16 protein-coding genes are annotated in these 17,416 nt (G+C 71.3%); 3 read left to right on the forward strand and 13 right to left on the reverse strand.

Translation table 11 applies throughout. From position 1 onward, the window contains the following. Positions 1-103 precede the first annotated feature (103 nt). Together nusA and rimP are read right to left on the reverse strand one after the other, a co-directional pair. A complete protein-coding gene (gene nusA, locus ACFYSH_RS04500; RefSeq protein ID WP_359475425.1) occupies positions 104-1,144 on the reverse strand; it encodes a transcription termination factor NusA in 1,041 nt (346 codons plus the stop codon). A gap of 2 nt (positions 1,145-1,146) precedes the next feature. Continuing rightward, positions 1,147-1,644: a ribosome maturation factor RimP gene (rimP, locus tag ACFYSH_RS04505; protein ID WP_359475428.1), complete on the reverse strand. Its 498-nt coding sequence runs from the start codon at positions 1,642-1,644 to the stop codon at positions 1,147-1,149. A gap of 171 nt (positions 1,645-1,815) precedes the next feature. Between rimP and ACFYSH_RS04510 the strand changes: the two genes are divergently transcribed. Genes ACFYSH_RS04510 through ACFYSH_RS04520 form a run of 3 tightly spaced genes read left to right on the forward strand, consistent with a single transcriptional unit; the run spans position 1,816 to position 3,794 of the window. Beyond that, positions 1,816-2,340 (forward strand): hypothetical protein, encoded by a 525-nt coding sequence (locus ACFYSH_RS04510; RefSeq protein WP_359475431.1) that lies wholly within the window; start codon positions 1,816-1,818, stop codon positions 2,338-2,340. A gap of 5 nt (positions 2,341-2,345) precedes the next feature. Continuing rightward, the gene (locus ACFYSH_RS04515; protein ID WP_359475490.1) at positions 2,346-2,840 is read left to right on the forward strand and encodes a ferritin-like domain-containing protein; all 495 of its coding nucleotides are present in this window, start codon (positions 2,346-2,348) and stop codon (positions 2,838-2,840) included. A 36-nt stretch (positions 2,841-2,876) separates the two neighbouring features. Further along, a complete protein-coding gene (locus ACFYSH_RS04520) occupies positions 2,877-3,794 on the forward strand; it encodes an aminoglycoside phosphotransferase family protein (protein ID WP_388750882.1) in 918 nt (305 codons plus the stop codon). 63 nt (positions 3,795-3,857) lie between these two features. Here the strand turns inward: ACFYSH_RS04520 and ACFYSH_RS04525 are convergent, their stop codons facing one another. The 11 genes from ACFYSH_RS04525 to ACFYSH_RS04575 form a co-directional block, all read right to left on the reverse strand. After that, positions 3,858-5,558 carry a proline--tRNA ligase gene (locus ACFYSH_RS04525; RefSeq protein ID WP_359475437.1) on the reverse strand — a complete coding sequence of 567 codons (1,701 nt, stop codon included), beginning with the start codon at positions 5,556-5,558 and terminating at the stop codon, positions 3,858-3,860. 150 nt (positions 5,559-5,708) lie between these two features. Beyond that, positions 5,709-6,284 (reverse strand): GNAT family N-acetyltransferase, encoded by a 576-nt coding sequence (locus tag ACFYSH_RS04530; protein WP_359475440.1) that lies wholly within the window; start codon positions 6,282-6,284, stop codon positions 5,709-5,711. Between the two features lie 29 nt (positions 6,285-6,313). Continuing rightward, positions 6,314-7,159 (reverse strand): GNAT family N-acetyltransferase, encoded by an 846-nt coding sequence (locus ACFYSH_RS04535; protein WP_359475443.1) that lies wholly within the window; start codon positions 7,157-7,159, stop codon positions 6,314-6,316. A 141-nt stretch (positions 7,160-7,300) separates the two neighbouring features. After that, the gene (gene ispG / locus ACFYSH_RS04540; protein WP_359475446.1) at positions 7,301-8,458 is read right to left on the reverse strand and encodes a flavodoxin-dependent (E)-4-hydroxy-3-methylbut-2-enyl-diphosphate synthase; all 1,158 of its coding nucleotides are present in this window, start codon (positions 8,456-8,458) and stop codon (positions 7,301-7,303) included. Positions 8,459-8,648: 190 nt separating this feature from the next. Next, positions 8,649-9,959: a site-2 protease family protein gene (locus tag ACFYSH_RS04545; protein ID WP_359475449.1), complete on the reverse strand. Its 1,311-nt coding sequence runs from the start codon at positions 9,957-9,959 to the stop codon at positions 8,649-8,651. Next, positions 9,956-11,218 carry a 1-deoxy-D-xylulose-5-phosphate reductoisomerase gene (dxr, locus tag ACFYSH_RS04550; RefSeq protein ID WP_359475493.1) on the reverse strand — a complete coding sequence of 421 codons (1,263 nt, stop codon included), beginning with the start codon at positions 11,216-11,218 and terminating at the stop codon, positions 9,956-9,958. Before dxr ends, ACFYSH_RS04545 begins: the two co-directional genes overlap by 4 nt. A gap of 125 nt (positions 11,219-11,343) precedes the next feature. Beyond that, positions 11,344-11,979, reverse strand: a complete 636-nt coding sequence (locus ACFYSH_RS04555) for a hypothetical protein (RefSeq protein ID WP_359475452.1) — start codon at positions 11,977-11,979, stop codon at positions 11,344-11,346. A gap of 33 nt (positions 11,980-12,012) precedes the next feature. Then, positions 12,013-13,251 carry a 3-phosphoshikimate 1-carboxyvinyltransferase gene (gene aroA, locus ACFYSH_RS04560; RefSeq protein WP_388750886.1) on the reverse strand — a complete coding sequence of 413 codons (1,239 nt, stop codon included), beginning with the start codon at positions 13,249-13,251 and terminating at the stop codon, positions 12,013-12,015. A 78-nt stretch (positions 13,252-13,329) separates the two neighbouring features. Further along, the gene (locus ACFYSH_RS04565; RefSeq protein WP_359475458.1) at positions 13,330-15,276 is read right to left on the reverse strand and encodes an acyl-CoA dehydrogenase family protein; all 1,947 of its coding nucleotides are present in this window, start codon (positions 15,274-15,276) and stop codon (positions 13,330-13,332) included. Between the two features lie 319 nt (positions 15,277-15,595). After that, entirely contained in the window at positions 15,596-15,817 is a 222-nt protein-coding gene (locus tag ACFYSH_RS04570; protein WP_359475460.1) for a hypothetical protein, read from the reverse strand. A 153-nt stretch (positions 15,818-15,970) separates the two neighbouring features. Next, complete coding sequence (locus ACFYSH_RS04575) at positions 15,971-17,416, reverse strand: aldehyde dehydrogenase family protein (RefSeq protein WP_388750888.1); 1,446 nt, start codon at positions 17,414-17,416, stop codon at positions 15,971-15,973.

Consider the following 17,416-nt stretch of genomic DNA (forward strand, 5'->3'; position numbering starts at 1 on the left):
GAAATCGAACGGATGTTGTCGTGATCTCAGCGCCACAGCGCCTTGATCTATTCCTTCGGACCGCTCCCGGACCGCCTTCGGGCGGTCCGGGTCAGGTCCGGGGTCAGCCGCGCTCGGACCGCTCCCGGGCGCGCTCGGCGCGCTCACGGTCCGCGGCATCGCGCTCGGCCTCGGTCTCGGTGTCCGGGCGGATGTCGATGCGCCAGCCGGTGAGCCGGGCGGCCAGGCGGGCGTTCTGCCCCTCCTTGCCGATCGCCAGCGACAGCTGGTAGTCGGGCACGGTCACCCGGGCGGAGCGCGTCCCGAGGTCCACGACCTCGACCTTGCTCACCCGCGCGGGTGACAGGGCGTTGGCGACCATCTCGGCGGGGTCGTCCGACCAGTCCACGATGTCGATCTTCTCGCCGTGCAGCTCGGCCATGACATTGCGCACACGGCTGCCCATCGGGCCGATGCAGGCGCCCTTCGGGTTGAGACCGGCCCGGGTGGAACGTACGGCGATCTTGGTCCGGTGGCCGGCCTCGCGGGCGATGGCCTCGATGACGACCGAGCCGTCCGCGATCTCCGGGACCTCCAGGGCGAAGAGCTTCTTCACCAGGTTCGGGTGGGTGCGCGAGAGCGTCACGGAGGGACCGCGCACACCCTTGGCCACCCGTACGACGTACGTGCGCAGGCGCAGGCCGTGGGTGTACTCCTCGCCAGGGACCTGCTCCTGCACGGGCAGGATCGCTTCCAGCTTGCCGATGTCGACCAGGACGTTCTTCGGGTCCTTGCCCTGCTGGACGACGCCCGTGACGACGTCACCCTCATGGCCCGCGTACTCACCGAACGTCCTGTCGTCCTCGGCGTCGCGCAGCCGCTGCAGGATGACCTGCTTGGCGGTGGTCGCGGCGATACGGCCGAATCCGGACGGCGTGTCGTCGAACTCCTTGGGCTCCTGGCCCTCCTCGAGCTCGGCCGGGTCGTCCTTCGCCCACACCGTGACATGACCGCCGGCGTCCAGCTCGACGCGCGCACGGCGGTGGCTTCCCTCGGTACGGTGGTACGCGATGAGGAGGGCCGACTCGATCGCCCCGACGAGCACGTCGAAGGGGATCTCCTTGTCCTGCGCCAAGCCCTTCAGAAGCTTCACATCGATGTCCACGGCTACGCCTCCTCTTCCTTCTTGTCCTTGCGGTTGAATTCGATCTCCACGCGCGCCTTGGCGATCTCGTCGAAGGCGACACGGCGCGACGTGGGCTTGCGGCCCTTGACGCCCGGCACTTCCAGATCGAGTCCCTCGTCGTCCACCGCGAGGATGCGGGCCACCAGCTCGCCGCCCTCGCCCAGGGTGAGCCTGGCCAGCCGGCCGGTGGCGCGTACGTAGTGGCGGTGCTCGGTCAACGGGCGGTCGGCGCCCGGAGAGCTCACCTCGAGGACGTACTCGCCCTCGCCCATGGCGTCGGTCTCGTCCAGCGTCTCGGAGATGACGCGGCTGAGTTCCGCGCAGGTGTCGAGCTCCACGCCGTCCTCGGAGTCCACGATCACCCTCAGCACCCGGCGGCGGCCCGCACGGGAGACCTCGATCTCCTCGAGGTCCAGATCCTTGGCGCCGACGAGCGGCTCCAGCAGTTCGCGCAGCCTGTCGCTCTGGGTGGTGCTCATCCGGGTGACTCCTCGGCCGCGTGTGCTGTTGTGGGGATCGTCGCGTGTCAGGTCAAAGGGTATCCGGTCCGCAGGGGTGTTGCCGTCCCCCTCCCGCCCGGCCGCAGGTACGCTCACCTTCGGTGATCACTTCAGGTCAAAAACTGTCAGAAATCAGGCTGAAGGAGACAAGTGCGCCGCACGGGGATGACGCGCAGGGGTGCGTTCACCGCTACGGGAGCAGTCGCCCTCGGTGCGGTGCTGACAGGCTGCGGAAGCGGGCAGGAGGCACGGACGGCCCCGGGTGGCACGGCGGCCCGGACCGCCTCGCTCCGAGCGGCAACAGCCCTGCGGGCGGCCGCCGCCCGTGACAGCGCCTCGCTGCTCGCCCGCTACGAACAGCTCGCGGCCTCCCACCCGGTGACCGAGGCCGGACTCGCACCCCTGGGTGCTGCCATACGGGAGCACCTGACGGCCCTGGGCGGCCCGGCGAAGGCCGCGAGCGGCTCGCCCGCCCCCGCCCCGCCGGCTGCCGCCACGAACGCGCGTGCGGCTCTGAGGGAACTGGCCGCCGAGGAGCGCCGGGTGGCCGACGGCCGCGCCACGGCCCTGCTGGCCGCCGAACCGGAACTGGCCAGGCTGCTGGCCTCGATCGCCGCCGCCGGTTCGGCCCACGCGTACCTGCTGACCGAACTGGCCAAGGAGTCCCCGGCATGAGCGGCATGACACAGGCGGCCGGAACGGACGACGGCGAGCGAACGCTGCGGGCCACACAGGCCGCACTGGCCGCCGAGCACGCAGCGGTGTACGGGTACGGGATGCTGGGCGGCCGTCTGGAGGGCGACCGCCGCGGTGACGCGACAGCCGCCGCCGACGCCCACCGCGCCCGGCGTGACGCGCTCGTACGGACGGTGCGCGACCAGGGCGGTACGCCGGTGGCGGCCCACGCCGCCTACGCTCCGCCCTTCGCCGTGCGCGATCCCTCGAGCGCGATGCGGCTCGCCGCGGTGCTGGAGGACCGGGTCGCGGGCGTGTACTCCGATCTCGTACGGGCCGCACGGGGGCCGCTGCGGCAGGAGGCGGCGGGCGCGCTCCGGGAGGCAGCGGTGCGCGCGGTGCGCTGGCGTGGCACCGGCGTAGCCTTTCCCGGGCTCACCGAGAAGGCCGCCCCGCCGGACGACACGGCGAAGGCCGGCGCCACGGGCATCACGCGCTGAGCCACCGAGCACGCTCTGAAAGGGAACAAGGCACGTATGGGTTTCGAACCGCCGCAGCGTCTGGTGCGAGCGCTCGGCGAGACGTACGGGGACGCGGCCGCCGCCGAGTGGCTCGGGCGGCTCCCCGCACTCACCGACGACGCGCTGTCCGCACACGCCGTCTCCCTCGACCGGGTGTGCGCTCCGGGCGGGCGCAGCAGCCTCGTCCTCCTGGTGCGCCGGGAGGACGGCTCACCGGCCGTGCTGAAGATCGCGCCCCCTGGTGCCGCTCCCGCACTCGAGCGGGCGGCGCTCGCACACTGGAACGGCTGGGGTGCCGTCGAGCTACTGGCCGCACCGGGCGGCGGTGCGGTGCCGGACGAGGCCCTCCTGCTCGAACGGCTGCACCACGAGATGTCCCTGCGCTCCCTCCCCGAGGCGAAGGCACTGCTGGAGGCCGCCGGCACGGTGCGGCGGCTGTGGGTCGAGCCGCCGGCCGGCCACTCCTTCGAAACCGTCGTGGAGCGCACCGCACGCCAGGTGGAGCCGATGAGGACCGCCACGGCGCAGGACCCGGCGCTCGAACCTCTCGTCTCCGCCGCCCTGGCCGCCCGCGAGGAACTGGTGCAGGACTCCCCCGAACTTTTCCTGCTGCACGGCAACTTCCGCCAGAGCAAGGTCCTGTCGGGTGAGCGTGCCCCCTGGCTGGCGGTCGGTCCCGAGCCGTTGACCGGCGAGCGGGCGTACGACCTGGCGCGGCTGGTGCGTGACCGGGTCGAGGACCTGATCGCCTCGCCGGGCGGCGCCGTGACGGCCCGTCGCCGGGTCAAGAAGCTCGCGGAATCGCTGGAGGTCGACCATGCGCGGCTGCGCGGCTGGACGCTGTTCCGGGCCGTCGAGTCCGGCACACGGGCGCTGACGGCCGGACGCAGGCAGGACGGCGAACTGTCCCTCGAGTTCGCGGGCTGGCTGTAGCCTCCCGCACGAAAGAGGGCCCCGCGCGGTGTGCGCGGGGCCCTCTCTGCTGTCCGGTCGGTGTCAGCCCCGGTCGGTCAGGCGGGCGATCGCCTCGTCGACGGTGAGCTCCTCCCGCTCGCCCGTGCGGCGGTCCTTGAGCTCCAGGACGCCCTCGGCCGAACGGCGGCCGGCGACAAGGATCTTCGGGACGCCGATGAGCTCGGAGTCGGTGAACTTCACGCCCGGCGAGACGCCGGCGCGGTCGTCGACCAGGACGCGCAGCCCCGCGGCGTTGAGCTTCTCGGAGACGTCGAGGGCCAGTTCGGTCTGCAGCGCCTTGCCGGCGGCGACGACGTGCACGTCGGCCGGGGCGATCTCGCGGGGCCAGCACAGGCCCTTGTCATCGGCGGTCTGCTCGGCGAGTGCGGCCACCGCGCGGGAGACGCCGATGCCGTAGGAGCCCATCGTGACGCGGACCGGCTTGCCCTGCTGGCCGAGGACGTCGAGGTTGAAGATGTCGGCGTACTTGCGGCCCAGCTGGAAGATGTGGCCGATCTCGATGGCGCGGTCCACCTGGAGGCCGGCCCCGCAGTTGGGGCAGGGGTCGCCCGCCTCGACGACGACGACGTCGAGGTGGTCGTCGACCTCGAAGTCGCGGCCCGCGACGACGTTCTTCGCGTGCGTGCCCTCCTTGTTGGCGCCCGTGATCCAGGCGGTGCCCGCGGCGATGCGGGGGTCGGCGATGTACCGGACCTTCTCCAGGCCCTGCGGGCCGACGTAGCCGCGGACCAGGTCGGGGCGGCCCACGAAGTCCTCGGCGGTGACGAGCTCGACGACGGCCGGGGCGAGGTGCTCGCCGAGCTTGCCGAGGTCGACCTCGCGGTCGCCGGGCACGCCCACGGCCACGATCTCGCCGTCGACCTTGACCAGGAGGTTCTTCAGGGTGGCCGAGGCCGGGACGCCGAGGTGGGCGGCGAGGGTCTCGATGGTCGGGGTGTCGGGGGTGTCCAGCTCCTCGACCGGCCCGGTCGCCGAGGCGTCGGCGGGGGTGGCCTTGTAGGTCACGGCCTCGGTGTTGGCGGCGTAGTCGCAGTTCGGGCAGTCGACGAAGGTGTCCTCGCCGGCGGGCGCGGGTGCGAGGAACTCCTCGGAGGCGGAGCCGCCCATGGCCCCGGAGACGGCGGAGACGACGCGGTGGTCGAGACCGAGGCGCTCGAAGATCCGGATGTACGCGGCGCGGTGCAGCTGGTACGCCTCGGCCAGACCCTCGTCGGTGGTGTCGAAGGAGTACGAGTCCTTCATCTGGAACTCGCGGCCGCGCAGCACGCCGGCGCGGGGGCGGGCCTCGTCGCGGTACTTGGTCTGGATCTGGTAGAGGATCACCGGCAGGTCCTTGTAGGACGAGCACATGTCCTTGACGACCTGGGTGAAGATCTCCTCGTGGGTGGGGCCGAGGAGGTAGTCGGCGCCCTTGCGGTCCTTGAGCCGGAACAGCAGGTCGCCGTACTCGTCGTACCGGCCGCTCGCCTCGTACGCCTCCTTGGGCAGCAGCGCGGGGAGCAGGACCTCCTGGCCGCCGATGGCGTCCATCTCCTCGCGGACGACGCGGGTGACGTTCTCCAGCACCTTCTTGCCGAGCGGCAGCCAGGACCAGATGCCGGCCGCGGTGCGGCGTACGTAACCGGCGCGGACGAGGAGCTTGTGGTTGAGCGTCTCGGCGTCCGCCGGGTCGTCGCGCAGTGTCTTGATCATCAATCGGGACATGCGCTGGACCTGGGCCATGATGAACTCCTGCTCGCAAGGGTGGTGAGCCCGAGGTTAGCCGGGGGGCCCGCGCGGGCGGAAATCGATTCCTCGGACCGTCCGGCGCATGAGGGGCGGCGGGCGGCGTCGCGGGGCCGGGCACGCACATCTGCCGGGTGCCGGACGGTCTCAGCCGCGGAGCAGCGGAAGGGGCGCCCCCATCACCGCGTACGGCTTGGGCGCGCTCGGGAAGAGCACCTGCCGGGCCAGGTCCCGGTAGCCCAGGGCGCGGTAGAGACCGCGGGCGGGGCTCTCGGTGTCGATCGCGGAGAGGATGGAACGGGGCAGGCCGACCCCGTCCGTGATGGTGGTGATCAGGCTCCGGCCGATGCCGCGCTGCTGGAACGCCGGGTGGACGTGGAGTTCGGTGATCACGAACGAGTCGTCGAGCCAGCCGTCGGACCCGGTGGCGCGCAGATACGGTTCGACGACGCTCGACCACCAGTGCGTACGGTCGTTCGGCAGCCCGTAGACGAATCCGACGAGCCTTCCGTCGGCGGCGGTGGCCCCGAGGGCACGGGCCTGCGGGTGGTCGAGGTGCCGCAGCACGATGTGGCGGCGTACGTCGATCTCGTCCTGGGTGAGGCCGAAGGCGACGGCCTGCACGGCGAGCGCCTCGTCGACGCGGGCGGCGAGGTCGAGCGGTCCGACCACGATGTCGGGGGTCCCGGAGCCCCACGGGGGCGTGGGGGTTGCTGCTGCCATGCCGGAACCCTACTGGCCGTGCCGTCCGGTCAGAACAGCACGCTCATGAACGCGCCCGTCTCGCGGAAGCCGACGCGGCGGTAGGCCTTGCGCGCGGCGGTGTTGTAGTCGTTCACATACAGGCTGACGACCGGTGCCACATCGCTGAGCGCGTAGCGCAGGACGGCCGCCATGCCTGTCTCGGAGAGTCCCTGGCCCCGGACTTCGGGTGCGACCCAGACGCCCTGGATCTGGCAGGCGTGGGAGGTGGCCGCGCCGATCTCGGCCTTGAAGAGGACCTTGCCGTCCTCTATCCGCGCGAAGGACCGGCGGCTGGTGATCAGTTCGGCGACCCGGGCCTGGTAGAGCAGCCCGCCGTCACCGGCCAGCGGTGAGATGCCGACCTCCTCGGTGAACATGGCCACGCAGGCCGGCATGAGGACGTCCATCTCGTCCTTGCGGACCCGTCGCACGAGCGGGTCGGCCGTCACCTCGGCCGAGGGACGCTCGGTGACCATGAGGGGCTGGTTGGGCCGCACCTCGCGGGCGGGGCCCCAGCTGGGTTCGAGGAGGCGCCACAGTTGGGCCGTGGGGCCGGCCGGGCCGACGATCGAGGAGCAGCGGCGGCCGGCCCGCCGGGCGCGGTCGGCGAAGGCCCTGACGGCCTCGGGGGTGGCACAGATGGGCACGAGGTTGGCGCCGGAGTAGCAGAGTGAACGCAGTCGTCCGTCGGCGTACCAGCCCCACATCTCGCCGCCGAGGCGCCAGGGGTCGAGTCCGGCGATCTGGACGCGGGAGGTGACGAACGCGTTGTCCACGGGTTCGCTCTCGAGGATGGCGAGCGCGGCGGGGAGTTCGCCGGGGTCGAGGACCCGGGTAGTGGTCTGCGTCAACACTGGGGCCTCATCGAACGGTCTGCTGATGTCCGCACTGTAACCGACAGGGCTGTGGGGTGCCGCCCCGGAGGGCACTGCCGGCGGCAGGAGACACGTCTGTGCCCCGCGGGCACGGCCTGCGGGGCACAGAGGGGCGGGAGGTCAGCCGGCGATGGAGACCTGGGGCTCGCCCGAGGCGATGCCGTCCTTCTCCATCTGCTCCGCGATCTTCATGGCTTCCTCGATGAGGGTCTCCACGATCTTCGACTCCGGGACGGTCTTGATGACCTCGCCCTTCACGAAGATCTGTCCCTTGCCGTTGCCGGACGCCACGCCCAGGTCGGCCTCACGGGCCTCCCCGGGTCCGTTCACGACACAGCCCATCACGGCGACCCGCAGCGGGACCTCCATGCCCTCCAGACCCGCGCTGACCTGGTCGGCCAGCTTGTACACGTCCACCTGCGCACGACCGCACGACGGGCACGACACGATCTCCAGCCGGCGCTGCTTGAGGTTCAGCGCCTCCAGGATCTGCAGGCCCACCTTGACCTCCTCGGCCGGAGGGGCCGACAGCGAGACCCGGATCGTGTCCCCGATGCCCTCCGAGAGCAGCGCGCCGAACGCCACGGCGGACTTGATCGTCCCCTGGAACGCCGGGCCCGCCTCCGTCACACCCAGGTGCAGCGGGTAGTCGCTCTGAGCCGCCAGCTGACGGTAGGCGTTCACCATGACGACCGGGTCGTTGTGCTTGACCGAGATCTTGATGTCCCGGAAGCCGTGCTCCTCGAACAGCGACGCCTCCCACAGCGCCGACTCCACGAGGGCCTCGGGCGTCGCCTTGCCGTACTTCTTCAGCAGCCGCGCGTCGAGCGAGCCCGCGTTCACGCCGATGCGGATGGGAGTGCCCGCGTCCCCCGCCGCCTTCGCGATCTCCTTGACCTTGTCGTCGAACTGCTTGATGTTGCCCGGGTTCACCCGGACCGCCGCGCAGCCCGCGTCGATCGCGGCGAAGACGTACTTCGGCTGGAAGTGGATGTCCGCGATCACGGGGATCTGCGACTTCTTCGCGATCGTCGCCAACGCGTCGGCGTCGTCCTGCGTCGGGCACGCCACCCGCACGATCTGGCAGCCCGACGCGGTCAGCTCCGCGATCTGCTGCAGCGTCGCCCCGATGTCCGACGTCCGCGTCGTCGTCATCGACTGGACCGACACCGGTGCGTCCCCACCGACCGCCACCGACCCGACCTGGATCTGGCGGCTGACCCGTCGGTCGGCGAGCTTGGTCGGAACGGCCGGCATTCCGAGAGAAATCGCAGTCATGCGCTGAGCATCCCCAAGGTGTGGATGAGTGTGGATCGAGGGCCCGAGAACGGCGGGCTCCAGGCTTCGAGGTTACGGCACCGGAGGAGAGCGGGACGCACCCCTGCCGTCGAATCACCGGATGGGTGGCGGCCGGGCACCACGTGTGTGGCCGGCCGCCACCCTTGAGACGTGTGAGGCGGGTGAGACATCAGGTGATCTTCACGGGATTCACGATGTCGGCGACCAGGACCAGCAGCGTGAAGCAGATGAAGATCCCGGCGACGACATAGGCGACCGGCATGAGCTTCGCCACGTCGAACGGACCGGGGTCGGGGCGCTTGAAGACCTTGGCCACGTTGCGGCGCAGTGCCTCCCAGAGCGCACCGGCGATGTGCCCGCCGTCCAGCGGAAGCAGGGGCAGCATGTTGAACAGGAACAGCGAGAGGTTGAAACCGGCCAGCAGGAACAGCATCATCGCGATCTGGTTCTGGGCCGGGACGTCGAGATTCATCACCTCGCCGCCGATCCGGGCCGCGCCGACCACGCCCACCGGTGAGTCGTCGGCGCGTTCGCCGTCGCTGAACGCCGCGTTCCACAGATCGGGGATCTTTGTGGGCAGGGCGATGATCGAATCGACGCCGTTCTCGATCATGTCACCCATGCGGACCACCGAGTCGCCGAAGGAGAGCGGCAGGATCTCCGTCCTCGCGGCGAAGCCGAGGTATCCGGCGCTGACGTACTGGTCGGGGACGACCTCGCCGTCGGCGTCCTTCTTGGCGACCGCGTTCTTCTTCAGCACGGCGTTCAGGGTGTGTTCCTGACCGTCGCGCCGCACGGTGACGGTGGCGGGGCCGATGGTCTGCCGGATCCTGTCCGAGAGGGTGGCCCAGTCGTCGATCTTCCGGCCGTTGAAGGCGACGATCGTGTCGCCCTCCTTCAGGCCCGCGGCCTTGGCCGGCGAGACGGGGTCCGAGGTCTTGCAGGTGTCGCGGTTCTCGCTCTGCGCGATCACACACTGCTGGACGCCCGCGACCTCGGTGGTCTGTGTCTGGAAGCCGAAGGTCATGGCGACGCCCATGAAGATCGCCACGGCCAGGACCAGGTTCATGAAGGGCCCGGCGAACATCACGATCACGCGCTTCCACGGCTTGCGCGTGTAGAAGAGGCGCGTCTCGTCGCCCGGCTCGAGCTCTTCGAAGGCGGCGGACCTGGCGTCCTCGATCATGCCGCGCCACGGTGACGTGGAGCGCGCCTCGATCCGGCCGTCGGGTCCCGGGGGGAACATGCCGATCATGCGGATGTAGCCGCCCGCGGGGATGGCCTTGATGCCGTACTCGGTGTCGCCCTTCTTGCGCGACCAGATCGTCGGACCGAAGCCGACCATGTACTGCGGCACCCTGATGCCGAAGAACTTGGCCGTCGAGAGGTGCCCCAGTTCGTGCCAGGCGATCGAGAACAGCAGACCTACGGCGAAGATGGCGATCCCGAGGATCGTCATCAGGATCGTCGTCATGCTCATGCGTGCGCCTCCGCTGTCGCTTCCGCCGAGAGTTCGCGCGCCCTGGACCGGGCCCACGTCTCCGCCTCGAGGACGTCCGCGACCGTCAGTGAAGTTCCCGTGGCAGGGGTGCCGTGTTCGGCGACCACCGCTGTGACCGTATCCATGATTCCGTTGAAGGGCAGCCGTCCCGCCAGGAACGCGTCCACGCACTCCTCGTTGGCGGCGTTGAACACCGCTGGGGCGGTGCCGCCCAGGGTGCCCACGTGCCGGGCGAGCCCGACGGACGGGAAAGCCTCGGTGTCGAGCGGGAAGAACTCCCAGCTGGAAGCCTTCGTCCAGTCGAAGGCGGGGGCCGCGTCCGGGACCCGCTCGGGCCAGCCGAGACCGATCGCGATGGGGCCCCGCATGTCGGGCGGGGTCGCCTGCGCGAGGGTGGAGCCGTCGGTGAACTCCACCATCGAGTGAACGTACGACTGGGGGTGGACCACGACCTCGATGCGGTCGAACGGGAGGTCGTAGAGCAGATGCGCCTCGATGACCTCCAGCCCCTTGTTGACCAGCGTCGCGGAGTTGACCGTGATGACCGGGCCCATGGCCCAGGTCGGGTGCGCCAGGGCCTGCTCCCGGGTCACGTCGGCCAGCTCACTCCTCGTACGCCCGCGGAACGGGCCACCGGACGCGGTCACGACGAGCTTGCGCACGTCGGCCCGCTTCCCCGCGGCCAGGGCCTGGAAGAGCGCGGCGTGCTCGGAGTCGACCGGGATGATCTGGCCGGGGGCGGCGAGCGCCTTCACCAGCGGACCGCCGACGATCAGCGACTCCTTGTTGGCCAGGGCCAGGGTGCGGCCCGCCTTCAGCGCGGCGAGTGTGGGGGCGAGGCCGATCGAGCCGGTGATCCCGTTCAGCACGGTGTGGCAGTCGCTCGCGGCGAGTGCCGTCGCGGCGTCGGGGCCGGCCAGGATCTCCGGGAGCGGTTCTCCCGTCCCGTAGGCGTCACGCAGGGCCTCGCGGAGCGCCGGCACCTTGTCCGCGTCGGCCACCGCGACCGTACCCACCCGTAGCTGCCGCGCCTGCTCGGCGAGGAGATGGACCCTGCCGCCCGCGGCGGAGAGCGCGGTGACGCGGAAGCGGCCGGGGTTGCGCAGGACCAGGTCGACGGCCTGGGTGCCGATGGACCCGGTGGAGCCGAGGATCACCAGATCCCGGCGGCCTTCCGAAGCGTCGAAGACGAGATGCGGATCGGCGAGGGGTGCGGGGCTGTCGCTCATGCCCCCCATTGTTGCGGCAACGGCTGTGCGCGCCGACAGTGCGTCCCTGTCGGCGCGTGCCACGGCCCGAGGACCTCGCGCGCGCGCCGTGCGGGCGGGCCCGGGGCCGACCCTGCCGCCGCCCGGTGGGCCCGTCATTTCTCCATGGGGTGGGCGCACAGCTGCTTCAGCTCGGGGCTGTGGTCCAGATACAGCAGCCAGTCCCTGCCCCAGCACTGCTCGCGGGCCGACACCCAGAACTCGGCCTCGTCCGAGCTGCAGTCGACCACCTCCAGGTCCTGTTCCGGCCACTCGGCGTTGTTGCGCCCGCAGTCACCGGCGGTGAAGACGGCCCGCTCCGTCGGCACCAGCCGGGGCACGACCACCGCGCCGAGGCCGATGACCAGAGCCGCCGTGATGACCAGCGCGGGCAGCCGGAACAGGACCCGGCGGCCAGGTGCGAGCTGGGGGCGCAGGTTGCCCACGGGGTGGGGCAGGGCGCGGATCCGGGAGCGGGCGCCGATGTTCAGGGCGAGGGTGACCGGGGCGGCGAACACGGACAGCAGGCCCCACCAGCCCTGCCACAGGGTGTCCGAGGTCATCCTGCGGTAGGTGGCGGTTCCGCAGGTCCGGCAGAACGCCCCCTCCTTCGTCAGGAAGCGCAGGGTGACGACGAGCCCGCGGTGTCCGCGCACGACGGCGTGGACAGCGGGGATCGCCCCGCAGATTCCGCAGGCCAGGGGTGCCCCGTAGCCATGGGCGGCGTAGGGCGGCGGGGACGGCATGGCCATGAGTTCTCCCGAAGACGAGGGGGCCGGGAAACCCTATCCGGCGCCGCCCGCCGCGAACTGTGCGAACTCCGCATGGAATTGTGGGTAGGTCTTCCGTACGCAGCCGGGGTCGTCGTAGCTCATCCCGGGCGTGCGCAGTCCGGTGACGGCGAACGACATGACGATGCGGTGGTCGCCGTGGGTGACGATCTCGGTGGGACACGGGGCTCCGGGGTGGATCTCGATCCAGTCGGGCCCGGTGTGCACGGTGACGCCCATGTTCCGCAGGTTCTGCGCACAGGCCTCCAGCCGGTCGCACTCCTTCACCCGCGTGTTGGCGACGTCCTCGATCCGTACCGGCGAGGTGGCGAACGGCGCGATCGCGGCGAGCGTGGGCATCGTGTCGGAGATGTCACGCATGGTGACCGTCAGTCCGGAGAGCCGACCGGATGACCTGACGGTCGTGGAGTCCGCCGTCGTACGGACGTCGGCGCCCATGCGGCGCAGCACGTCGGTGAAGCGCAGGTCGCCCTGGAGCGCGTCCGTTCCGAGGCCGGGGACGGTGACCTCACGGCCGGTGAGGGCGGCCGCGGCGAAGAAGTAGCTCGCCGTGGACGCGTCGGGCTCCACGGCGTACGTGGTGGCGCGGTATCCGCCGGGAGGGACGGTGAAGGTGTTCCCCTCCCGGGCGACCTCGACGCCGAAGCTGCGCATCATCGCGAGGGTGATGTCGATGTACGGCGCCGAGACGAGCTCCGTGACGTCGATCCGGAGGCCTTCGGCGGTGAGCGGGCCGAGCATCAGCAGAGCGGTGAGGTACTGGGACGATTCCCCCGCGTCGAGAGTCAGTTCGCCACCCTTGACGCCCGACGCCTCGACGGTGAGGGGGTGGTGCCCCTCGGCCCCTTCGTGGCGCAGTTCGACGCCGAGGGCGCGCAGGGCCTCGGTCAGCGGCGCGAGGGGCCGGCGGCGCATCTGCGCGGAGGCGTCGAAGCGATAGGTGCCGGAGGCCGCCGCCGCGACCAGCGTCGGGAGGAAACGTGCGGTGGTCGCGCCGTCACGGCAGTGGACGTCGGCGTCCGTGGTGGCGGGTCCGGAGGGGCGCCCCTCGATGTGCCATCGGTCCGGCTCGCGGCTGACCTCGTATCCGAGGCGGGTAAGCCCTTCGGTGAACCCCTCGGTGTCGTCCGAGCACAGGGGGCGCAGGAGAGTGGTGGTGCCGTCCGCCGCCGCTGCCAGGAACAGGGCGCGGGCGGTGACGGACTTGGAGCCGGGGATGTCGATGACGGTCACGGGCGCACATTTTGCCCTGCGCCGTGCATGTCCGCGGGGCGCGTCCAGGCAGTGGACGCGCCCCGCGGGGTGCCGGGTTCAGCGGACGGTGCGGTGGACGTCGTCCCCGGTGGCCGGGCCGGGAGTCGCGTCGGCGATCCAGGGGCCGTCGCCGCTGGGATCGATGACGCCTTCCTCCAGCCAGGTGTAGGTGCCGGAGAGGACGCCGTCGACGACGCGCTTGTCGATGTCGTCGGTGTTGGACCAGAGCCGGTTGAACAGCTCCTCGACCCGGATGCGGGACTGGCGGCAGAACACGTCGGCGAGCTGGTACGCCTCGCGGCCGTGGTCGTCGTCGGCGCGCAGGTGTTCGGCCCTGACGCAGGCGGCGCTCATCGCGAAGAGTTCGGCGCCGATGTCGACGATCCGGCCGAGGAAGCCCTGTTTGGTCTCCATGCGGCCCTGCCAGCGGGACATGGCGTAGAAGGTGGAGCGGGCCAGCTTGCGGGAGGCGCGCTCGACGTACCGCAGGTGCGTGGAGAGGTCGGGGTGCCCGGAGACGCGGAACTCGCCGTAGGCGCTGGGCCGCTGGCCGGGGCCGCTGACCAGCTTGGGGAGCCAGCGTGCGTAGAACCCGGCGGCGTTGGCGCCCGCCCGTGCCTTGTCGGAGAGCGGCTTGTCGGGGTCGATGATGTCGCCCGCGACCTTGAGGTGGGCGTCGACGGCCTCGCGGGCGATCAGCAGGTGCATGATCTCCGTGGAGCCCTCGAAGATCCGGTTGATCCGCATGTCGCGGAGCATCTGCTCGGCGGGGACGGCGCGTTCGCCGCGGGCGGCGAGCGAGGCCGCGGTCTCGAAGCCGCGTCCGCCGCGGATCTGGACGAGTTCGTCGGAGATCAGCCAGCCCATCTCCGAGCCGTACAGCTTGGCGAGCGCCGCCTCGATGCGGATGTCGTTGCGGCTTTCGTCGGCCATCTGGGAGGAGAGGTCCACGACCGCCTCGAGGGCGAAGGTGGTGGCGGCGATGAAGGAGATCTTCGCGCCGACCGCCTCGTGCCGCGCGACCGATCTGCCCCACTGCTCGCGGACCGCCGACCATTCACGGGCGATCTTCAGGGACCACTTGCCGACGCCGACACACATGGCAGGCAGCGAGAGGCGACCGGTGTTGAGCGTGGTGAGGGCGATCTTGAGGCCGGCGCCCTCGGGGCCGATCCGGTTGGCCGCGGGGACGCGGACCTGGTGGAAGCGGGTCACCCCGTTCTCGATGCCGCGCAGGCCCATGAAGGCGTTGCGGTGCTCCACGGTGATGCCCGGGGAGTCGGCCTCGACGACGAAGGCGGTGATGCCGCCCTTGTGGTCCTCGGACTCGGGGACCCTGGCCATGACGACGAGCAGGTCGGCGACGACGCCGTTGGTCGTCCAGAGCTTCACACCGTCCAGGACGTAGTCGTCCCCTTCGGGCACGGCCGCCGTCGCGAGCCGGGCCGGGTCGGACCCGACGTCGGGCTCGGTGAGGAGGAACGCGGAGATGTCCGTACGCGCGAGGCGGGGCAGGAAGGCGTCCTTCTGCTCCTGTGTACCGAACATCTTCAGCGGCTGCGGTACGCCGATGGACTGGTGGGCGGAGAGCAGCGCGCCGATCGAGGGGCTCGCCGAACCGGCCAGTGCGAGCGCCTTGTTGTAGTACACCTGGGTCAGACCCAGGCCGCCGTACCTGGTCTCGATCTTCATGCCGAGGGCGCCGAGCTCCTTGAGGCCGTTGATCACCTCGTCGGGGATCCGGGCCTCGCGCTCGATGAGGGCGCCGTCGACATGGGCCTCGCAGAATTCGCGCAGCCGGGCGAGGAAGGCCTCGCCGCGCCGTACGTCGTCCGGGGCGGGCTGGGGATGGGGGTGGATCAGGTCGAGCCGGAAGCGTCCGAGGAAGAGTTCCTTGGCGAAACTCGGCTTGCGCCAGTCCTGTTCGCGGGCGGCCTCGGCCACCTGCCGGGCTTCGCGCTCGGTGACTTTGGGGGCCTGGGGAATGTCGGATGGGGCGGACATGAGGAGCTCACCTCGCCGCGAGTCGGGGTAGGGGTCGGGCCGTACACGTGCCGATCGGTACCACTCGTCCGTATCTACCCGATCCGCCTCGGCCCCACCACCCCGGCGGCGGGCTCCCGGCGGCGTACGGAAGTGGCCGGAGCCCTCGCGCGGTGGGCCCTTCGCTACGCCCCGGCCCGCGGTCGCACCTCGCGCGACGTACCGAGGGGCACCCGCCGGGAACCGCGAGCACTCCGCCGGTCGGGCGACCCCGCCGCGGTCGCCCGTCCTCAGGCGGCCCACCGGCGCGGCGTGCGGCCGCGCCGGTGGGGGCCCCGCCTCAGTCGAAGACGTAGGTGGTGCCGAGCACCGCCGCGTGCTCCAGCACGTCCTCCAGGGGGTCGTCGATCTGCCCGGTCTGGATGAGACCGAAGTGCGGCGCGTTGTGCGCGTTGGTGTGCGTCTCGTCGGCGTCCGCCGCTCCGGCGGACAGCCCCACGGCCAGCAGAGCGGCGCCGCACCCGAGGGACCCTCGGAGCAGTGCGCGCGTCCGGTTTGACATCACTTGATGACCTCGTCTTCTTCTCATCGGATGTGTCCACCCGCTCATAGCCCTAACCACTGAACGGGCCCGAGGTCACGCAAGATCATCCGTCGGGGGCGGGTTCACCGCCCCGCGCCCGCCCGCGACGTGTCGGTCCGTTCCCCGCCCCGCCTACAGGGCCAGACCGGTGAGGACGAGCACCCGCTCGTAGGTGTAGTCGTCCATGGCGTAGCGGACGCCCTCACGGCCCACTCCGGACTGCTTGGCGCCGCCGTACGGCATCTGGTCGGCACGGTAGGAGGGCACGTCGCCGATGATCACGCCGCCCACCTCGAGTGCGCGGTGGGCGCGGAAGGCGGTCTGCAGGTCGTGAGTGAAGACGCCCGCCTGCAGTCCGTACTTCGACGCGTTGACGGCGGCGAAGGCCTCGGCCTCGCCCTCGGTCCTCTCGACGTACAGGACCGGGCCGAAGACCTCCTCGCCGGCGATCGTGGTGGTGCCGGGGAGGTCGGTGAGGACCGTCGGGGCGTAGGTGGCGCCGTCGCGCTTGCCGCCGGTCAGCAGGGTGGCGCCGGCGGTGACCGCCTCGTCGACCCAGGACTCGACCCGGCGGGCGGCGTCCTCGCTGACCAGCGGGCCGACGTCGGTGGCCGCGTCGGAGGGGTCGCCGGTCACCAGGGCCTCGACGGCCGCGACGATCTTCGGGACGAGCCGGTCGTACACCGAGGCGTCCGCGATGACGCGCTGCACCGAGATGCAGGACTGGCCGCCCTGGTAGTTGGAGAAGGTCGCGATGCGGGTCGCGGCCCAGTTCAGGTCTTCCTCGGAGGACCAGTCGCCGAGGACGACCGCCGCGCCGTTGCCGCCGAGCTCCAGGGTGCAGTGCTTGCGCGGAACGGACTCCATGATCGCGTAGCCGACCGGGCCCGACCCGGTGAAGGAGATCACGGGGAGCCGCTCGTCCTGGACCAGCGCGGGCATCCTGTCGTTGGGCACGGTCAGCACGGACCAGGAGCCGGCCGGGAGGTCCGTCTCGGCCAGCAGCTCGCCCAGGATCAGGGACGAGAGCGGCGTGGCCGGCGCCGGCTTCAGGATGATCGGGGTGCCTACGGCGATGGCCGGGGCGACCTTGTGGGCGCTCAGGTTGAGCGGGAAGTTGAAGGGCGCGATGCCCAGGACGGGGCCGCGCGGGAACCGCCGGGTCAGCCCGAGACGGCCTGTGCCGCCGGCGTCGGTGTCCAGCCTCTGGGCGTCGCCGCCGTTGAAGCGTCGGGCCTCCTCGGCGGCGAACCGGAAGACGGAGACGGCGCGGCCGACCTCACCGCGGGCCCACTTGACGGGCTTGCCGTTCTCGGCGGAGATCAGTTGGGCGATCTCCTCGGTGCGCTCGGTGAGGCGGCGTACGACATGGTCGAGTGCCGCGGCCCGCACGTGCGCCGGGGTCGCGGCGAACTCCTCGCGCACGGCGTGCGCGGCGGCGACGGCCTCCTCCACCTGGGCGTCGGTCGGCACGGCGACCGTGCCGACGAGACGGCCGTCCCAGGGGTTGGTGACGTCGAAGCTGTCCTCGCCGGTGGCCTGGCGGCCGGCCAGCCAGAAGGCGTGGGTGGAAGTCAT

Source organism: Streptomyces sp. NPDC005791 (assembly GCF_042871485.1).
GTDB lineage: Bacteria > Actinomycetota > Actinomycetes > Streptomycetales > Streptomycetaceae > Streptomyces.

Coding starts and splice junctions, on each gene's coding strand:
- rimP (WP_359475428.1), bottom strand. CDS start 1,644: ATGAGCACCACCCAGAGCGACAGGCTGCGCGAACTGCTGGAGCCGCTC.
- ACFYSH_RS04515 (WP_359475490.1), top strand. CDS start 2,346: ATGACACAGGCGGCCGGAACGGACGACGGCGAGCGAACGCTGCGGGCC.
- ACFYSH_RS04520 (WP_388750882.1), top strand. CDS start 2,877: ATGGGTTTCGAACCGCCGCAGCGTCTGGTGCGAGCGCTCGGCGAGACG.
- ACFYSH_RS04525 (WP_359475437.1), bottom strand. CDS start 5,558: ATGGCCCAGGTCCAGCGCATGTCCCGATTGATGATCAAGACACTGCGC.
- ACFYSH_RS04530 (WP_359475440.1), bottom strand. CDS start 6,284: ATGGCAGCAGCAACCCCCACGCCCCCGTGGGGCTCCGGGACCCCCGAC.
- ispG (WP_359475446.1), bottom strand. CDS start 8,458: ATGACTGCGATTTCTCTCGGAATGCCGGCCGTTCCGACCAAGCTCGCC.
- ACFYSH_RS04545 (WP_359475449.1), bottom strand. CDS start 9,959: ATGAGCATGACGACGATCCTGATGACGATCCTCGGGATCGCCATCTTC.
- dxr (WP_359475493.1), bottom strand. CDS start 11,218: ATGGGGGGCATGAGCGACAGCCCCGCACCCCTCGCCGATCCGCATCTC.
- ACFYSH_RS04555 (WP_359475452.1), bottom strand. CDS start 11,979: ATGGCCATGCCGTCCCCGCCGCCCTACGCCGCCCATGGCTACGGGGCA.
- ACFYSH_RS04565 (WP_359475458.1), bottom strand. CDS start 15,276: ATGTCCGCCCCATCCGACATTCCCCAGGCCCCCAAAGTCACCGAGCGC.
- ACFYSH_RS04570 (WP_359475460.1), bottom strand. CDS start 15,817: ATGTCAAACCGGACGCGCGCACTGCTCCGAGGGTCCCTCGGGTGCGGC.
- ACFYSH_RS04575 (WP_388750888.1), bottom strand. CDS start 17,416: ATGACTTCCACCCACGCCTTCTGGCTGGCCGGCCGCCAGGCCACCGGC.